The organism is Sphingomonas sp. (assembly GCF_017304635.1).
Classification (GTDB): Bacteria; Pseudomonadota; Alphaproteobacteria; order Sphingomonadales; family Sphingomonadaceae; genus Sphingomonas.
Map to the genome: position 1 here is coordinate 93,657 of NZ_JAFKMA010000003.1, position 16,520 is coordinate 110,176.

Sequence of the window (16,520 nt, forward strand, 5' to 3'; positions counted from 1 at the left end):
TTTTCCGAATTTAGTATTGGCTGACGATGGTGGCGTCTTCGATTTCGGCGAACATGTCGGTGCACGCCTGACGAATGCATTCGTCATTCAAACGGCCTTGGACAATGAATCTCTTTGCACCTGGATCGCGCTTCAGCGCGTCGCGAAAAATACCGCTCCCACCGAACCAAAGGCATTTTGCTTGCGGAGTGTCGCCGGAGCAAAGCGCTTGGTTGCCCATGCCACCAGACACCAGCCTGCCTCTGAACCGAACGATTTTTCCATTCAGTTCGCTATGGTGCGCCAATATCGTTTCGATCGACAGTTCCTGAACTTCGGCCGCAACCGCGCCTGCCACAGTCGGTGTGGCTGCCATCATGGCGATAGCGATCGAGGCATGCCGCGAGACCATCACAGCTTCGCGACGAACGCCTCATACTTGGTCTCGTCCATCAGGCTGTCGAGTTCGCTCGGATCGCTCAGCGTCAGCTTGAAGAACCAGCCTTCGCCGTCGGCGTCTTCGTTGACCAAGGCCGGATTGTCGGCGAGGTCGGCATTGCCCTCGATCACCGTGCCGCTGACCGGCGAATAGACGTCGGACGCCGCCTTGACGCTCTCGACCACCGCGGCCTCGTCACCCTTGGCGACCTTCTTGCCCTCTTCGGGCACGTCGACGAACACGATGTCGCCCAGCTGGCTCTGCGCATAGTCGGTGATGCCGACCGTGCCGATGTCGCCGTCGACATCGACCCATTCGTGATCTTCGGTGAAGTAGCGCATCACTTGGCTCCTCGGACATAGCGGTGGGGGACGAACGGCATCGCGGCGACGGTCGCTTCGTGGACCTTGCCGCGCTGGGTGAGCTGGATGCGGGTGCCGATCTCGGCCAGCGCGAGCGGGACGTAGGCCATTGCGATCGGCTGGCCCAGCGTCGGCGCGAACCCGCCGGAGGTGACCTTGCCGACCTCGCTGCCCTCGGCATCGAGCACCGCTGCGCCTTCGCGGACCGGCTGGCGCCCCTCGACGATCAGGCCGACGCGCCTAGCGACCGGACCCTGTTCGCGCTCCATCAGGATACGCTCGGCGCCGGGGAAGTTCGCTTCCTCGCGCCGCCGCTTGCTGGCGACCGCGAAGCCGAGCGCCGCCATGATCGGCGTCGTCTCCGGGTCGAGGTCGTGGCCGTAGAGCGGCAAGTCCGCCTCCAGCCGCAGCGAGTCGCGCGCGCCCAGGCCGATCGGCTTCACCTCGGGCTCGGCGCAGAGCAGGTCGGCGATCGTTTCCGCCTGATCGGCCGGGATCGAAATCTCGAACCCGTCCTCGCCGGTATAGCCCGAGCGCGAGATATACGCATCGACCCCGGCGATCTCGAACCGCCCCCCCTTCATGAACACCAGCGCGTCGAGCGGCCATTCGCCGGTCGTGTGGCGCTTCAGCACGTCGAACGCCTTCGGCCCCTGCAACGCCAGCAGCGCGCGGTCGTCGAGGTGGTTGATCGTGACGGCGTCGGGCAGGTTCTCGCGAAGGTGCGCGAGGTCGTCATATTTCACCGCGCCGTTGACGACCATGTAGATCCCGCCTGGCCAGCGCGTGAACATCAGGTCGTCGAGGATGCCGCCATTCTCCGCCAGCAGTAGCGAATATTTCTGCTGGCCGAGCTGGACGCCCTTCACATCGGCAGGGATCAGCGCTTCGAGCGCCTCGTCGAGCCCGTCGCCCGACAGCAACAGCTGGCCCATATGGCTGACGTCGAACAGCCCGGCCGATTCGCGCACCCAGAGGTGCTCGGCCATGATACCCTCATACTGGACCGGCATGTGATAGCCCGCGAACGGCACCATCCGGCCGCCGCGCGCGCGGTGCCAGGCATCGAGCGGCAGCGTCTGCAGCTCCACTTCGACATATTCGTCGGCAAGGTCGGCGTTGCTCAAAGCCCGGTCTCCAGCACAGATGACGGCGCGACGCCGGCCGCCGCACGCGACACGATGTCCACCGCCCCCTCTGTCACGGGACCTGAGAGCTTTCACCGCGCCTGCGACGGCCCGGCTTACCCCTTCGGTGGCCCGGTTGCCCGAGCGCTTTCCAGAGCGTCGCTATCGACCGGCGCGGTCCGTTTGCCTGAGAGATTCCGGGGCGGTTGCTCCTTCGGCGGCAGGTGGAACCTGCGCTCTCCCGCGCTGTCAGCGACTGGCTCGGGCTGTGGCCTGCGCCGACAAGCGAGTCAACGCCTACAAATCCAGATCACCGATCGGTGGCAATTTTTGCCCGCACCATGGGCAATAGGCGATTTCTATGACCGAGCCAGCGCCATCGTGAACGATCAGGCCAAATCCACCGCGGACCCGCTCAACCAACGCGTCAGGACAATCCTCCCGTGAGGAATGCAGATCACAAGCCTGATCGAGGTCGTAGGCCATGCGCGCGCAACACACCCGCCCTACAGACGGTTCGCCACCCACACTTCCCATCACCCGATCCGGAACGCCGGGCATGTTCAGCGCGTCGCGTTATACTTCAGCTGATCGTCGCTCAGCTGGAAGCCGACCAGCGCCTCGAAGCTCGCGCGCAGCACGGCGGCGCGGACGTCGGGGGCGCTCAGCGGGTCGACCGCGGCGCTCTGGCTGCCGGCCTTGCGGCGTTCGGTGATCCGGCGCTTGACCTCGTCCGACAAGGTCGCCGCGGCGCGCGAGACCACGGCGGTCGCGGAGCCATTGGCGGAAGCGCGAGCCTGGCCGTCGTTGAAGTGAACAACGACCTGGCCGACGCGCTTGGCAACGACTGCGCTGCCGCCCTGCACCACGGTGATGAAATAGGGCAACGTCACGTCGCGCGGGCCGCTCGCGTTGCTGCGCCGCGCGAGCACGGTGAAGGTCACGTTGGTGACGACGTCGTCGCCCGAATCGCCGCAGGTCGAGCGCACGTCGGTCATCGCCCCCACCACGTCGATCGCGGTCGCGTCGCGGCTGGTCGCGGGGTCGAACAGGGTGACGTCGCCGGTCGCCGCCGGCACGCCGACCGTCGGGCACGCGGTCCGCACCGCGGTGACGCCGGCACCCGCTTCCGAAATGTCGAGGTCGCCCTTGCTGGCGCAACCGCCCAGAACCAGCGCGAGAGCGATCGGGGCGGCGAGGATGCGGGATGACACGGGCAGAATAACCTTTGCAACGCTGGATACAGCTGGCGCTTCATAGGAACCGCCTTTGCCTCACGCAAGCAATCGCGTAGAGCGCGCGGCGATGACCGATCCCGTCAAACCCGTCCTCGAACTGCTGATCGCGGCGCCGCGCGGCTTCTGCGCCGGGGTCGATCGCGCCATCCGCATCGTCGAGCTCGCGATCGAGAAATACGGCGCGCCGGTCTATGTCCGGCACGAGATCGTCCACAACAAATACGTGGTCGAGACGCTGAAGGCGCAGGGCGCGATCTTCGTCGAGGAGCTCGACCAGGTGCCCGACGGCGTGCCGGTGGTGTTCAGCGCGCACGGCGTGCCCAAGGCGGTGCCGGCCAAGGCGGCGGAGCGCGGCCTGTCCTATCTCGACGCGACCTGTCCGCTGGTCAGCAAGGTCCATCGCCAGGCCGAGCGGCTGGTCGCGGCGGGCAAGCATATCGTTTTCATCGGCCATGCCGGGCATCCCGAAGTGATCGGCACGTTCGGCCAGGTGCCCGACGGATCGATGACGCTGATCGAAACGATCGCCGACGTCGCCGCCTTCGCGCCGGCCGATCCGGCGAACCTGTCGTTCCTGACCCAGACGACGCTGTCGGTGGACGACACCGCCGAAGTGGTCGCGGCGCTCAAGGCCAAGTTCCCGGCGGTCCAGGCGCCGCGTGGCGAGGACATCTGCTACGCCACCTCCAACCGCCAGGCCGCGGTCAAGGTGATCGCGAGTTCGTGCGACGCGGTGCTGGTGATCGGCGCGCCCAACTCGTCCAACTCGGTCCGGCTGGTCGAGGTCGCCGAGCGCCAGGGCGTGCCGGCCAGGCTGATCCAGCGCGCGGCCGATCTCGACTGGGAATTCCTGCGCGGCGTCGGCACGCTGGGCATCACCGCGGGCGCGTCGGCGCCGGAAGAGCTGGTGCGCGAACTGGTCGCGCGGCTGAGCGAACGGTTCGCGGTGACCGAGCGCGAGGAAGAGACCACGCGCGAGAGCATCGCGTTCAAGCTGCCGCGCGGGCTGGAAGCGGCAGCCTGACAACCTTTCCGTTCGTGTCGAGCGAAGTCGAGACACGCATCCGGGCGCTGAGCCAACGGTCCTCGACTTCGCGCGAACCAGACGGGGGTCGGATTTGGCGGTTTACACGCATGTTTCGGCCGAGGCGCTGGCGACGTTCCTGGCGCGCTACGACGTCGGCGAACTGGTCTCGGCCAAGGGCATCGCCGAGGGTGTCGAGAATTCCAATTACCTGGTCGACACGACGCAGGGGCGGTTCATCCTGACGCTCTACGAAAAGCGCGTGGCGGCGGACGACCTGCCCTATTTCATGGCGCTACTCGACCATCTCGACGCGAAGGGCCTGCCGGTGCCGCCGGCGATCAAGGACCGGAACGGGGTGGAGATCCAGGAGCTGGAGGGGCGCCCGGCATGCCTCATCAAGTTCCTGTCGGGCGTCTCGCTGTCGCATCCGACCGTGGCGCAGGCGCGGGCCGCCGGAGATGCGCTGGGCGAGATGCACCGCGCGGTCGTCGACTTCGCACCGACGCGCGATAATTCGATGGGCTTCAAGACTTGGCAACCGTTGCTCGATCGCTGCGGCCGCGACCTGGACCAGATCGCGCCCGGTCTTTACGACGATCTCGCGTTCGCGACCGAGGACGTGGTCTCGTTCTGGTTCGATCAAGACTATGAGAAGACCGCGATTCACGCCGACCTTTTCCCCGACAACGTGCTGATGCTCGGAGACAGGGTGACCGGCCTGATCGACTTCTATTTCGCCTGCACCGATGCGCGCGTCTACGACGTGGCGGTCATGCACAGCGCATGGTCGTTTGATCCAAGCGGCTCGCACTACGACCCGTCCATCGGCGATGCGCTAGTGGCCGGATACGAGCGCCACTTTCCGCTTTCTCCGTTCGAGCGCGCCGAGTTTCAGAAGTTCGCCAGCGGCGCGTGCATCCGTTTCGCCCTGTCGCGCGCCTGGGATTGGCTGAACACCCCTGCCGACGCGCTCGTCACACGCAAGGACCCGCTGGCGTACATGCGCCGCCTGAAACATTACGACCCCGCGCTCGTAAAGCGCGTCGCATGACCGAACTCCAGCATGTCGAGATTGCGACCGACGGCGCGTGCAAGGGCAATCCCGGGCCGGGCGGCTGGGGCGTGGTGATCCGCGCCGGCGCGCGCGAGAAGGAATTATCCGGCGGCGAGGCGCTGACCACCAACAACCGGATGGAACTGACTGCGGCGATCGAGGGGCTGAACGCGCTGACCCGCCCCTGCCGCGTGACGCTGTCGACCGACAGCCGCTATGTCATGGACGGACTGACCAAGTGGATTCACGGCTGGCGCCGCAACGGCTGGCGGACGGCCGACAAGAAGCCGGTCAAGAATGCCGAATTGTGGCAGGCGCTGATCGAGGCGAGCGCGCGCCATCGGATCGACTGGGTGTGGGTCAAGGGCCATGCCGGCCACCCCGACAACGAACGCGCCGACCGCCTGGCGAGCGATGCGGCGGATGCGGCGCGGGGGCGGTAAGGGGCCTCACCCGGCCACCAACTTCACACGCCTCCCCGGCGAAAGCCGGGGTCGAGGTGGAGCGGCTTCAGTAACGAGGCGCTGACCATCATCAGCGTCCCCCCACCGGGCCCGGCTTTCGCCGGGGAGGCGGCTCGGGGCAGAGCGGCTCATCGAAACCGCGCCGGCGTGTAGCGCTCGCGATCGATCCCGGCGACCGCCGCGTCCGGCGCCGTCCCCAGCAGCAGCGACGCGGCGACCTGCGAGGCGGCCGGCGCGGTCTGGATGCCGAACCCGCCCTGCCCCGCGCACCAGAAGAATCCCGGCACTTCATCGTCGAACCCATAGACCGGCAAGCGGTCGGGCGCGAAGCTGCGCAGGCCCGCCCAGCTCCGCTCGACGCGCTCGATCCGCCAGTCGACGGTATGCTCCAGCCGGTCGATCGCGATCGCGATGTCGAGCTCCTCGGGCTGGACGTCGCCGGGATCGCTCGGGATCTCGTCGTGCGGGCTCAGCCACAGCCGCCCACCCGCTTCCGGCTTGAAGTAGAAATCGCCACCGATATGCGCGACGTGCGGCGCGTCGTCGGGCACCGGCGGATCGACACGCAACTGCACCAGGGTCCGCCGGAACGGGCTGATCCCGATCGGCCGCACCCCGGCCAGCGTCGCGACCTGATCGGCCCAGGCGCCCGCGGCATCGACCAGCACCTTCGCCTCGTACACGCCCGCCCGCGTCTCCAGCCGCCACGTATCGCCGGTGCGCGTCGCCCCGGTCAGCGCGGCATCGAGCACCAGTTCCGCCCCCGCTTTCTTCGCCCGCGACAATGCCGCCGCATGCAGCCCGGCGACGTCGATATAAGCGCAGCTCGGCTCCCACACCGCCAGGTTCCAGTCGTCGCGCAGGCCTGCGATCCGCTCGCGCGGATCGACCAGCGACAGGTCGACGCCGGTCCCGGCGAACTGCGCCAGCATCCCCTCGATCTTGCCGCGCTCGTCCTCGCGGCCGATGTGGAGCGAGCCGAGCGGTTGTAGGAAGCCGCCCGCGTCGAACGCGCCGCGCGACGCGGCGGTCAGCGGCTGGACGCCGGGCCCGCCGTAGGTCTCCTCCCAGAACGCCGCCGACCGACCGGTCGCGTGGTAGCCGGCAACCTCCTCCGCCTCCAGGATCAGCACGCGGGCGTGCGGCGCGACCTCGGCGGCCAGTGCCGCGCCGGCGATCCCGGCCCCGACGATCGCGATATCCCAACTCATGCCGTCACCTTTTCGTCCAGGAATGCGTCGATCACCGCCAGTGCGCGGTCGCGCACCGGGTCGGCTTCGCGCAGGATTTCGTGCGCCGATTCGTCGCCGAAGCGGACGATGCGGCAATTGGGCATCGCCTCGCCCACCGCCACCGCTGCGTCGGCGCGCACCAATTTGTCGGCGTCGGCGACCAGCATCAGCACCGGCGTCGCGATCCCGCCGAGCCGCCCACCGTCGCGCAGAGCCCGTGTCGATTCGAACGCGCGCACCACCCAGCGCCAGCTCGGCGGGCCGAGCCGCAGCTCGGGCTTGTGCTCCCACCACCACGGTTCGTCGGCATAGCGGTCGGGATCATGGGTCAGCAGATCCTGGCGCGTGACGGTGGTGCCGGGGCGCTCGTTCCCTTTCCACGCGCGCCGCCGCGGGTCGCCCAGCCGAATCACCAGTTTCGCGAGAGCCTCGCCGAAGCGCGGACCGACCGGCGCGTGCAATCCCATCATCGGCGCGACCAGCACGGCGGCGGCGGGCGTCGCGATCCCCTCGGCCAGCACGCGCCCGACCAGATGCCCACCCATCGAATGGCCCATCAGGACGTGCGGACCGGGCGCACTCGCCGTCCATTCCCGCCAGAATCCCGCAAAGTCGCGCAAATACGACTCGAACGTGTCGATATCGCCCACATTCGGGTCAGGCGCTATCCGGCCCGACCCGCCCTGGCCGCGCCAGTCGAACGACGTGATCGCCCAGCCCCGCGCGTGCCAATGGCCGAACGTCTCGAGATATTTTTCGAGGATGTCGCCGCGCCCGCCCTGGAACAGGATCGATCCGCGCAAGGCGCCGCCGCTCGGCTGCGGCCAGTCGAATCGGCGCAGGCGCCAGCCATCGGGTGCCGTCCATTCGGAAAGGGCGCTGCCGTTCGGGTAGCTGCGGCGGACATGGTCGGGGGAAGCCATGCGGCGTGGTTACTTTTTGGAAAGCCGATCCGTCTAGGTGTCATGTCCGATGGGCTGGGGATTCGTGTCATTCGCGCTGTTCGGCGTCCTGCTCCTGCTGCTGCTGGCGGCGGGGATCGAGGATGCGCGGCGGCGTGAGATCGCCAACTGGAAGAATGCGGCGATCGCGCTCCTCGCGCCACTGTGGTGGGTCGCGCACGGTTACGGCTGGGGCGACGCCGGATGGCAAATGCTGCTCGCGATCGTCGTCTTCGCGCTGTTCGTCGGCGCGTTCCACTTCGGCTGGATGGGCGGTGGCGACGTCAAGATGATCGGGGCGCTGGCGCTGTGGTTGCCGGGCAACGCGCTGTTGTTCATGCTGGTGGTGATGTCGATCATCGGCGGCGCGCTGACGCTGCTGATGCTGGTCGACCACTGGCGGCGCAAGGCACCCGGCGTGGTCGAGACGCCGTACGGCGTCGCGATCGCCATGGCGGCGATCGTCGCACTGCATGAACCGATATTTAACCAAATTACGTGAAGTTGCATCGGATCGACCGGCCATGTGGCCGGCAATGGGGCTGAATCGGGATGGATAGTCGCAAGATGTTTTTGCTGGCGGGCGCGTTGATCGTCGCCGCCGTCACCGCGTTCATGGCGCGTACCCTGATCGCCGGATCGAGCGCACCACAGGCGACCGCGCAGGCGGCACCGCCGCCGGTCGTGTCCGGCGTCGAAGTGCTGGTCGCGACCAAGGCGTTGCCGGTCGGCACCATCCTGGACGCCACCAGCTTCAAGTATCAGCCCTGGCCGCAGCAGATGGTCGAGGGCGCGTACTTCGTGAGGAAGGACGGGTTCGATCCCAAGTCGCTCCAGGGCACCGTCGTGCGCTCGGTCATCACCGCGGGTCAGCCGCTGACCCAGGGCGCGCTGGTCAAGCCCGGCGATCGCGGTTTCCTGGCCGCGGCGCTGACGCCCGGCATGCGCGCGGTGACCTTTCCGGTGCGCAACGAGAATTCGGTCGGCGGCTTCGTGTTCCCGGGTGACCGCATCGACCTGATGCTGTCGCAGACGGTCGCCGGCGGCGGCGACGGCCCGCCGCTCAAGGTGTCCGAGACGATCATGAAGAACCTGCGCGTGCTGGCGACCGACCAGCGCACGACGACCGACGTCGACGAGCAGGGCAAGACCATCGTCAAGAACATCTCCATGGTGACGATCGAGGCCACGCCCTCGATCTCCGAGAAGATCGCGGTGGCCCGCACACTGGGTGACCTGTCGATCGTGCTGCGTCCGCTGGCCGACTCGGCGGGCGAGCTCGACCAGGCGATCGCCGACGGCAGCGTCAAGGTCGCCGAGGGCAAGAACGGCAAGACCGACACCGTCGCCAGCGCCGACACGCAGCCGAGTGCGGGCAAGACCAGCTTTGCCACCGGTGCCGATGTGTCGCGCTTCCAGCGCCGCACGGTGCCCGGCAAGGCGGAAGGTTCGGGCGGCGGACAGACCGCCGGCACGCCGACCGGTTATCCCGGCGCTTCGGCCGGACCGACGGTGCGGGTCGCCCGCGGTAACAATGTGACCGATGTCTCGGTCGGGGGGAAGAAGTGATGCTGAACCGTCTCAACCGCGCGGGCTGGCCGATGGCCGCCGCGCTGGCGATCGCCGCCACCGGCACCGCCGTTCCGGCCGCTGCGCCCGCGCAGTCCGCCGCGGGCCGCGTCGTCGAAGTCGACACCAACCAGGGTCGCCTCATCACGCTGGCCCGTCCGATCAGCGACGTATTCGTCGCGAACGAAAGCATCGCCGACGTCCAGGTGCGCTCGCCGACCCAGATTTACGTGTTTGGCAAGGCGCCGGGCGAAACGACGATCTCGGCAACGACCAAGACCGGCCAGGTCGCCTTCGCCGCCACCGTCCGCGTCGGCAACAATTTCGGCTCGATCGATCAAATGCTGAAACTGGCGATGCCGGACGCGCAGTTGGCCAGCCACACGCTGAACGGCGTCGTGCTGCTGACCGGCACCGTCATGAGCCCGGCCGACGCGCAGGAAGCCGAAAGCCTGGTCCAAGCGTTCGTCGGCGACAAGACCAAGGTCATCAGCCGCATCCGCACAGCGACCCCGCTGCAAGTCAACCTGCAGGTGAAGTTCGCCGAAGTGTCGAAGACCTTCGCCAAGAATATCGGCAGCAACATCAGCACGATCGACGGTACCAGCGGCTTCAAGTTCGGCATCGCCAGCGGTCGCTCGCCCGCCACGACCTTTACGACCGATCCCGCGCTACCGCTCGGCGTCGGCGCGGGGGCTGTCCAAGGCTACACGATCGACCCGACCTCGATCAAATATCTGGCGAATGGCGCGATCGACCCAACCTCGATCAAGCTCGTCCAGCAGCCCGGTACCGCCGTAACCCAAGGTGCGCAGAACACGACGCTCGGCGGCCTCGGCAAGCTGTTCGGCATCGACATCCTGGGCGCGCTCGATCTCGGTGAAACCAATGGTCAGGTCGTGACGCTGGCGCAGCCGAACCTCTCCGCGCTGTCGGGCGAGACCGCGACCTTCCTGGCGGGCGGCGAAATCCCGATCCCGATCAGCCAAGGCCTCGGCGCGATCGCCGTCGAGTACAAGCAATATGGCGTCAGCATCGCCTACACGCCGACCGTGCTGTCGGACGGCCGCATCTCGCTGCGCGTGCGCCCCGAAGTATCGCAGCTGTCGTCGGCCGGTGCGGTGACGATCGGCGGCACGCAAATACCCGCGCTGACCACGCGTCGCGCAGAGACCACGCTCGAGCTCGGGTCGGGCCAGTCGATGGTGATCGGCGGCCTGTTGCAGAACTCGACTCAGAACCAGATCGACAAGACGCCGGGCATCGGCGACGTGCCGGTCCTTGGCGCGCTGTTCCGCTCCAACGGGTGGAAGCGCAACGAGACCGAGCTGATGATCGTCATCACGCCGTATCTGGTGAGGCCGGTCAATGCGAACGAGATCGTCCTGCCGACCGACGGCTACCAGGCGCCGACCGACCTCAACCGCATCTTCATGGGCAAGCTCGGCGGCGGCGTGACAGGCGGCGATCGGCCGAAGCCGGTCATGGCGCCGCCCAACGCTGCGCCGCCGACCTTCGGCGCCCTCGCTCCGGTCGCGCCGAACAACGCGCCGGCGCAGGACGCGCGCCGTCCGGAGGAAAAAGCTGTGCTGCCCAAGAAATCGAAGCAGGATGCCGGCGCCCCCGCGCCCGGCTTCAGCCTCTAACCCGACGCTCGCGAGGAATATCACCATGCGTACGATCCTCATCGCCGCCCTTGCCGCTCCCGCGCTGACGCTGGGTGGCTGCGGCACGGTCAACCGCGGCGTCGACACGGTCTATCAGCCGGTCGTCTCCCGCAGCGACTATGTCTTCGACGTCCAGCTCACCCAGAACGGGTTGGCGCCCGGCGAGGCGCAGCGCGTCGCCGGCTGGCTCGCCTCGATGCGGTTGCATTATGGCGACCATGTCGCGCTCGACAATCCGAACCCGTACGGCGGTGCCGCGACAACCCAGCTCGCCGCGATCGCGTCGCGCTACGGCATGATGCTCGACGCGCGCGCGCCGGTCACCAGTGCGCCGCTCGGCGCCGGAATGGCCCGCGTGGTCGTGACTCGCACCGTGGCGAGCGTGCCGGGCTGCCCCGACTTCAGCCGCAGCGGCTCGTCGGAGTTCGAGGGCAGCACGACGTCGAACTACGGGTGCGCCAGCCAGGCCAGCCTGGCCGCGATGGTCGCCGATCCGCTCGACTTCGTGCGCGGTCAGCCGGGCACGGCCGACTTCGATCCCAAGGCGTCAGGCCGCGCGATCGACGCCTATCGCAAGGCCGCGCCGACCGGTGCCGGCGGCACGACGATCAAGTCCGACTCGGCAGGGGGAAAATAAGATGAACGCACCGTGGAAGCCCGCCGGTGTCGCGCATCGCGAGCCCTTCGTCGCTTATGTCTGCGATGAGGCGACCGCCGAAGCGCTGCGCCCGATCGCCAGCGAGATGGGCTGGTCGGCGGACAAGGTGAACAAGGGCGGCCTGCGCAACGCCGTGCAGTCGCTGTCGGTGTCAGCCAGCCCGCAAGTGCTGTTCGTCGATCTGTCGGAAAGCGGCGACCCGCTCAACGACATCAACGCGCTGGCCGAGGTCTGCGAGCCCGGCACCGTCGTCATCGCGGCGGGCCAGGTCAACGACGTCCGGCTGTACCGCGACCTGACCGCGAGCGGCATCCAGGATTATCTGCTGAAGCCGCTCAACGCCGACATGCTGCGTGAGGCGTTCGGTAGCGCCCAGGCGATCCTCAACGCTCCGAAATTGACCGAAGCATCGGCCGATCGCCCGCATTGCGCGACCGCGATCATCGGCACGCGTGGCGGCGCCGGCGCCTCGACGCTGGCGACCTCGCTCGCTTGGCTGATGAGCGAGAAGAACCAGCGCACGACGGCCTTGCTCGACCTCGACGTGCATTTCGGCACCGGCGCCCTCGCGCTCGATCTCGAGCCGGGTCGTGGCCTCACCGACGCGATCGAGAATCCGAGCCGCATCGACGGGCTGTTCATCGAACGCGCGATGGTCAAGGCAAGCGATCGCCTGGCAGTGCTGAGCGCCGAAGCGCCGATTCACTCGCCGATGCTGACCGACGGCTCCGCCTTCTATCAGTTGCAGGAGGAGATGCGCGCGGCGTTCGAATGCACCGTCGTCGATCTGCCGCGCGGCATGTTGGTGGCGCACCCGCACCTCATCAGCGACATCCAGATCGCGGTCGTCGTCACCGAATTGACGCTGGCTGCGGCGCGCGACACGATCCGCATCCTGTCCTGGCTGAAGTCCAACGCCCCGGCGACGCAGGTCGTCGTCGTCGCCAACCGCGTCCAGCCGGCCGCGCTGGAGATTTCGCGCAAGGACTTCGAAGGTTCGATCGAGCGGAGGATCGACGTCGTGGTGCCGTTCGACCACAAGCTGGCGGCGCAGGCGGCCAAGCTCGGCAAGCCGCTTGCCGAGGCCGGCAAGGGATCGAAGACGGTCACGCCGCTCGCCGAACTGGCGAACCGCCTGATCGCGATCGGCGACAATACCGAACCCGACGAGGGCAAGGCGGCGGCCAAGGGCGGCAAGCAGTCGCTGATCGGCAAGTTCGCCGACCTCAAGTCGCTGATGCCCAAGAAGGCCGCGAAGTCGAAGTGATGGGCCCACGCCCCGCTTGAGCGGCGGCGTGAGCGAGTTGGAGCATGAATGCGATGCCGATGGTGCCGCTGATTACGATCGTCGCAGGGTTCGGCTTCATGCTGGTCCTGCTGGTCGTCGCCTTCGCCGGCCCGTCGGCGGAGAAGGCCCGGTCGCGCCGGCTGACCTCACTCAAGGAACGCCATTCCGGCGTCGCGAGCGAAGCCGCTTTGGCCGCGCAGATGCGACGCATCACCGGCAAGCGCGACAGCGGCATGGACACCGCGATGATGCGCTTCCTGCCGCGTCCCGCCGTGCTCAAGAAGCGGCTGGCGATGACCGGCAAGAGCTGGACCGTCGGCCAGTACGGCCTCGCTTCGCTCGGCCTGATCGTGGTGACGACCGGCCTGCTGTCGATCCGCGGCGCGCCGTTGATCGTATCGCTGCTGATCGGCATCGTCGTCGGCGCGGGCTTCCCGCATTTCTGGGTCGGCCGCACGATCAAGCGCCGCGTCAACAAGTTCAACGCCAAGTTTCCCGATGCGATCGAACTGCTCGTGCGCGGGCTGCGGTCGGGTTTGCCGATCTCGGAGACGATGGCCGTCGTCGGCGCCGAAGTCGCCGGTCCGGTCGGTGAGGAATTCCGCGCGGTCAGCGACAAGATGAAGATCGGCCGGACGATGGATGCTGCGTTGCAGGATACGGCGGACCGGCTCGGCACACCCGAATTCCAGTTCTTCGTCATTTCGATCGCGATCCAGCGCGAGACCGGCGGCAATCTGGCCGAAACGCTGTCCAACCTGGCGACCGTGCTTCGCCAGCGCGGCCAGATGAAGCTGAAGATCAAGGCGATGTCGTCGGAATCGAAGGCTTCGGCCTATATCGTCGGCTCGCTGCCGTTCATCGTGTTCCTGCTGATTATGTGGATCAGCCCGGGCTATATGGGCAATTTCTTCGTCGATCAGCGACTGATGGTCGCCGGCATCGGCGGGATGATCTGGATGGGCCTCGGCGGCCTCATCATGGCCAAGATGGTCAATTTCGAGATCTGATGATGGAACCGCACAACCCTACTCTGCTCGGTGTCGACGTGATCTGGGTCGGCACGATCCTGGCCGGGATCGCCGCCTTCGCCGTCCTGCTCGCGGTGTATGCCGCGACCACCGTGCGCGATCCGATGGCGAAGCGCGTCAAGGCGCTGAACGATCGCCGCGAACAGTTGAAGGCCGGCATCACCGCCTCGACCAGCAAGCGCCGCGCGAAGCTCGTCCAGAAGAACGAGACCACCGACCGCATCCGCGCCTTCCTGTCGAGCATGAAGGTGCTGCAGGACAGCCAAATCAAAGTCGCGCAGACCAAGCTGCTCCAGGCCGGCATCCGGCAGAAGGAATATGCCGTCGCGGTCATCTTCGGCCGGCTGGTCATGCCGATCGTGCTCGGCGGCCTGATGATCTACGTCGCCTATGCGACCGACATCCTCGACGGGCTGATGACGATGAACCCGGTCAAGCGCTACATCGCGGTCGCCGGCACGTTCATCCTCGCCTACAAATCACCCGACATCTATCTGAAGAACAAGATCCAGAAGCGCAGCCACGCGATCCGCAAGGGCCTGCCCGACGCGCTCGACCTGCTGGTGATCTGCGCCGAGGCCGGCCTGACCGTCGACGTCGCGTTCCACCGCGTGTCGAAGGAATTGGGCAAGGCCTATCCCGAGCTCGGCGACGAATTCGCGCTGACCGCGATCGAGCTCGGCTTCCTGACCGACCGTCGCCAGGCGTTCGAGAACCTCGCCAGTCGCGTCGATCTCGACGCGGTGAAGGGCGTCGTCACGACGATGATCCAGACCGAGAAATACGGCACCCCGCTCGCCAGCGCGTTGCGCGTGCTGTCGGCCGAGTTCCGCAACGAACGCATGATGCGCGCCGAGGAAAAGGCCGCGCGCCTGCCCGCGATCATGACGGTGCCGCTGATCCTGTTCATCCTGCCGACCCTGTTCATCGTCATCCTCGGTCCGGCGTCGTGCAGCATCAAGGACGCGTTCAAGTAAGCCTTGGCAAGTAGCGCTTGCGCCCGGCATCGCCCGGGCGCAGGTTCGCGAGGCCATTTGCCGAGGAGGCCCCGCGATGCTGTTCACGACCGTCAACCAATACGCCGTGCTCGGGCTGTGCGTGCTGCTGGGGCTGGTGCTCGGGTTGATGCTCGCGCCGAAGGGGACGAAGTGGCGCCGCCGCTACGAGGCCGAACGCGACGCGCACGCGACCTATCGCACCGATACCGACACGCGGCTGCGCGAGCAGGATTCGCTCGGCACCAACCGCGACGCCTATGTCCGCGACCTGGAACGCGACAATGCCGCGCTGAAGGACGAGGTCGCGCGGCTGAAGTCCTAGACCAACATTTGACCGGTCGGCGCCCTAGCTGAGCGGCTTGCAACTCGATGTGCGGCGCGCGGCGTCGATCGCGCCGAACTGGTTGCGGTCGTCGACCAGGATGCGGATCAGGGCGACGCCGGTCGCCGCGTTGACGCGCACCGCCTGCATCCCGTCGGGCACCGGTTGCCCGGCCAGCGCGATCGCGATGCGGATCGGCTGGCCGTTCGCATCGAGGTTGTTGCGGACATAGGCGACGTCGGTCTGCGCGTCGAACACCGACAGCGACCAATAGGGCGCGGGCACCGGCTCGGCATCGACCAGCACCGGACCGTTCGACACATCGAATGCGCACGACGAATAGGCCAAATCGGGGCTCGGTCGCACGATCTGGCGGCGCTTGTCGTCGGCGAGCGGAGTCGCGAACAGCGTGTTGTACCCGCCCCCCGCCTTGGCCAGCCGCCCGGTCGCGAACCCCATCAGCACGCGCGGATACTGCATCAGCGCGACGTTATAGCCGACCAATGCGACGATCGCGCCGAGCAGCACCGGCAAGGCCCAGCGGCGCATCAGCACCCCTCCTTGACGATCGAGGGCAGTTGGTCGCGGGTCAGGTTCCCGACCCCGCCATCGTCGGGCAGGTATGTCCGCAGCGTCAGTTCGAAGCGATCGATCCGCCCGGTCGGCAACCACAGACCGGCCTGTTGCGCCGGCGCGACCGCGATCGTCCACGCCGCCTGGTTGGGCACATGCGCGCTTTCGATCGAGAAGATATTGGCCTGGTTGGCGACGAGATAGCCGTCATGGTCGTACATCGTCAGGCTCCACCATTTGGCCGGGAGCGCCTTGCCCGAAACGCGATAGCGGCAGGTGCCGTCGAGCGGGTCGCCCGCGCTGTCGACCGCGGCATTGTAGTAGCGTGCCTCGTGCGCCGGCAGCGCGAGGATACCGCGCAACGCGACCACCGCTCGTGTCAACGCGCTGGCCCCCGCCGTCCCGAAATCGCGACCCGTCGTCCACGGCCCGATCGCGGCATTGCCGCCGAGCGCGCCCGACCGCACCCGCAGCACCGCCGCGCCGACCCCGAGCGTCAGCCCGATCGCCGCACAGGCCACGTATCGAACCCAGGACCGCATCCGCCCTCT

Annotated in this window: 20 protein-coding genes and 2 riboswitches; of the genes, 11 read left to right on the forward strand and 9 right to left on the reverse strand. The window is 67.4% G+C overall.

The window, feature by feature from the left end; genetic code table 11:
- Positions 1-10: 10 nt before the first annotated feature.
- The 5 genes from J0I47_RS10040 to J0I47_RS10060 all read right to left on the reverse strand — a co-directional run bounded on the left by J0I47_RS10040 (position 11) and on the right by J0I47_RS10060 (position 3,121).
- Positions 11-358, reverse strand: a complete 348-nt coding sequence (locus J0I47_RS10040; protein WP_294046867.1) for a hypothetical protein — start codon at positions 356-358, stop codon at positions 11-13.
- A 32-nt stretch (positions 359-390) separates the two neighbouring features.
- On the reverse strand, positions 391-762 hold the full coding sequence (gene gcvH / locus J0I47_RS10045) for a glycine cleavage system protein GcvH (protein WP_294046868.1): 372 nt from the start codon (positions 760-762) through the stop codon (positions 391-393).
- On the reverse strand, positions 759-1,907 hold the full coding sequence (gcvT, locus tag J0I47_RS10050) for a glycine cleavage system aminomethyltransferase GcvT (protein ID WP_294046869.1): 1,149 nt from the start codon (positions 1,905-1,907) through the stop codon (positions 759-761). The genes gcvH and gcvT overlap by 4 nt, the downstream gene beginning before the upstream one ends.
- A gap of 60 nt (positions 1,908-1,967) precedes the next feature.
- A riboswitch (glycine riboswitch) is annotated at positions 1,968-2,072 on the reverse strand.
- Positions 2,073-2,161: riboswitch (glycine riboswitch) on the reverse strand.
- Positions 2,162-2,204: 43 nt separating this feature from the next.
- Positions 2,205-2,393 carry a hypothetical protein gene (locus tag J0I47_RS10055; RefSeq protein ID WP_294046870.1) on the reverse strand — a complete coding sequence of 63 codons (189 nt, stop codon included), beginning with the start codon at positions 2,391-2,393 and terminating at the stop codon, positions 2,205-2,207.
- 77 nt (positions 2,394-2,470) lie between these two features.
- Entirely contained in the window at positions 2,471-3,121 is a 651-nt protein-coding gene (locus tag J0I47_RS10060; RefSeq protein ID WP_294046871.1) for a hypothetical protein, read from the reverse strand.
- A gap of 91 nt (positions 3,122-3,212) precedes the next feature.
- Here J0I47_RS10060 and ispH point away from each other — a divergent pair, with 91 nt between their 5' ends.
- The 3 genes from ispH (at position 3,213) to rnhA (ending at position 5,669) form a co-directional block, all read left to right on the forward strand.
- Positions 3,213-4,169, forward strand: coding sequence for a 4-hydroxy-3-methylbut-2-enyl diphosphate reductase (gene ispH / locus J0I47_RS10065; protein WP_294046872.1), 957 nt, complete (start codon positions 3,213-3,215; stop codon positions 4,167-4,169).
- Between the two features lie 94 nt (positions 4,170-4,263).
- The gene (gene thrB / locus J0I47_RS10070; RefSeq protein WP_294046873.1) at positions 4,264-5,223 is read left to right on the forward strand and encodes a homoserine kinase; all 960 of its coding nucleotides are present in this window, start codon (positions 4,264-4,266) and stop codon (positions 5,221-5,223) included.
- Positions 5,220-5,669: a ribonuclease HI gene (gene rnhA / locus J0I47_RS10075; protein WP_294046874.1), complete on the forward strand. Its 450-nt coding sequence runs from the start codon at positions 5,220-5,222 to the stop codon at positions 5,667-5,669. Before thrB ends, rnhA begins: the two co-directional genes overlap by 4 nt.
- Positions 5,670-5,818: 149 nt before the next feature.
- On the opposite strand, the gene J0I47_RS10080 is transcribed toward rnhA, so the two are convergent.
- Both J0I47_RS10080 and J0I47_RS10085 read right to left on the reverse strand, forming a co-directional pair.
- Positions 5,819-6,901: an FAD-dependent oxidoreductase gene (locus J0I47_RS10080; protein WP_294046875.1), complete on the reverse strand. Its 1,083-nt coding sequence runs from the start codon at positions 6,899-6,901 to the stop codon at positions 5,819-5,821.
- The gene (locus J0I47_RS10085) at positions 6,898-7,845 is read right to left on the reverse strand and encodes an alpha/beta hydrolase (RefSeq protein WP_294046876.1); all 948 of its coding nucleotides are present in this window, start codon (positions 7,843-7,845) and stop codon (positions 6,898-6,900) included. The genes J0I47_RS10080 and J0I47_RS10085 overlap by 4 nt, the downstream gene beginning before the upstream one ends.
- 49 nt (positions 7,846-7,894) lie before the next feature.
- Here J0I47_RS10085 and J0I47_RS10090 point away from each other — a divergent pair, with 49 nt between their 5' ends.
- From J0I47_RS10090 to J0I47_RS10125, 8 genes are all read left to right on the forward strand, one after another.
- Positions 7,895-8,365, forward strand: coding sequence for a prepilin peptidase (locus J0I47_RS10090; protein ID WP_294046877.1), 471 nt, complete (start codon positions 7,895-7,897; stop codon positions 8,363-8,365).
- A gap of 50 nt (positions 8,366-8,415) precedes the next feature.
- Complete coding sequence (gene cpaB, locus J0I47_RS10095) at positions 8,416-9,432, forward strand: Flp pilus assembly protein CpaB (RefSeq protein WP_294046878.1); 1,017 nt, start codon at positions 8,416-8,418, stop codon at positions 9,430-9,432.
- Positions 9,432-11,078, forward strand: coding sequence for a type II and III secretion system protein family protein (locus tag J0I47_RS10100; protein ID WP_294046879.1), 1,647 nt, complete (start codon positions 9,432-9,434; stop codon positions 11,076-11,078). The genes cpaB and J0I47_RS10100 overlap by 1 nt, the downstream gene beginning before the upstream one ends.
- 25 nt (positions 11,079-11,103) lie before the next feature.
- Positions 11,104-11,736, forward strand: a complete 633-nt coding sequence (locus J0I47_RS10105; protein ID WP_294046880.1) for a CpaD family pilus assembly lipoprotein — start codon at positions 11,104-11,106, stop codon at positions 11,734-11,736.
- Position 11,737: 1 nt separating this feature from the next.
- Positions 11,738-13,024, forward strand: coding sequence for a pilus assembly protein CpaE (locus J0I47_RS10110; protein WP_294046881.1), 1,287 nt, complete (start codon positions 11,738-11,740; stop codon positions 13,022-13,024).
- 53 nt (positions 13,025-13,077) lie between these two features.
- Positions 13,078-14,055, forward strand: a complete 978-nt coding sequence (locus J0I47_RS10115; protein ID WP_294047178.1) for a type II secretion system F family protein — start codon at positions 13,078-13,080, stop codon at positions 14,053-14,055.
- 2 nt (positions 14,056-14,057) lie between these two features.
- A complete protein-coding gene (locus tag J0I47_RS10120; protein WP_294047179.1) occupies positions 14,058-15,053 on the forward strand; it encodes a type II secretion system F family protein in 996 nt (331 codons plus the stop codon).
- A gap of 76 nt (positions 15,054-15,129) precedes the next feature.
- Entirely contained in the window at positions 15,130-15,396 is a 267-nt protein-coding gene (locus J0I47_RS10125; RefSeq protein WP_294046882.1) for a hypothetical protein, read from the forward strand.
- Positions 15,397-15,420: 24 nt separating this feature from the next.
- Here the strand turns inward: J0I47_RS10125 and J0I47_RS10130 are convergent, their stop codons facing one another.
- Entirely contained in the window at positions 15,421-15,945 is a 525-nt protein-coding gene (locus J0I47_RS10130) for a DUF1254 domain-containing protein (RefSeq protein WP_294046883.1), read from the reverse strand.
- Positions 15,945-16,511 (reverse strand): DUF1214 domain-containing protein, encoded by a 567-nt coding sequence (locus tag J0I47_RS10135; RefSeq protein WP_294046884.1) that lies wholly within the window; start codon positions 16,509-16,511, stop codon positions 15,945-15,947. The genes J0I47_RS10130 and J0I47_RS10135 overlap by 1 nt, the downstream gene beginning before the upstream one ends.
- Between the last annotated feature and the right edge of the window lie 9 nt (positions 16,512-16,520).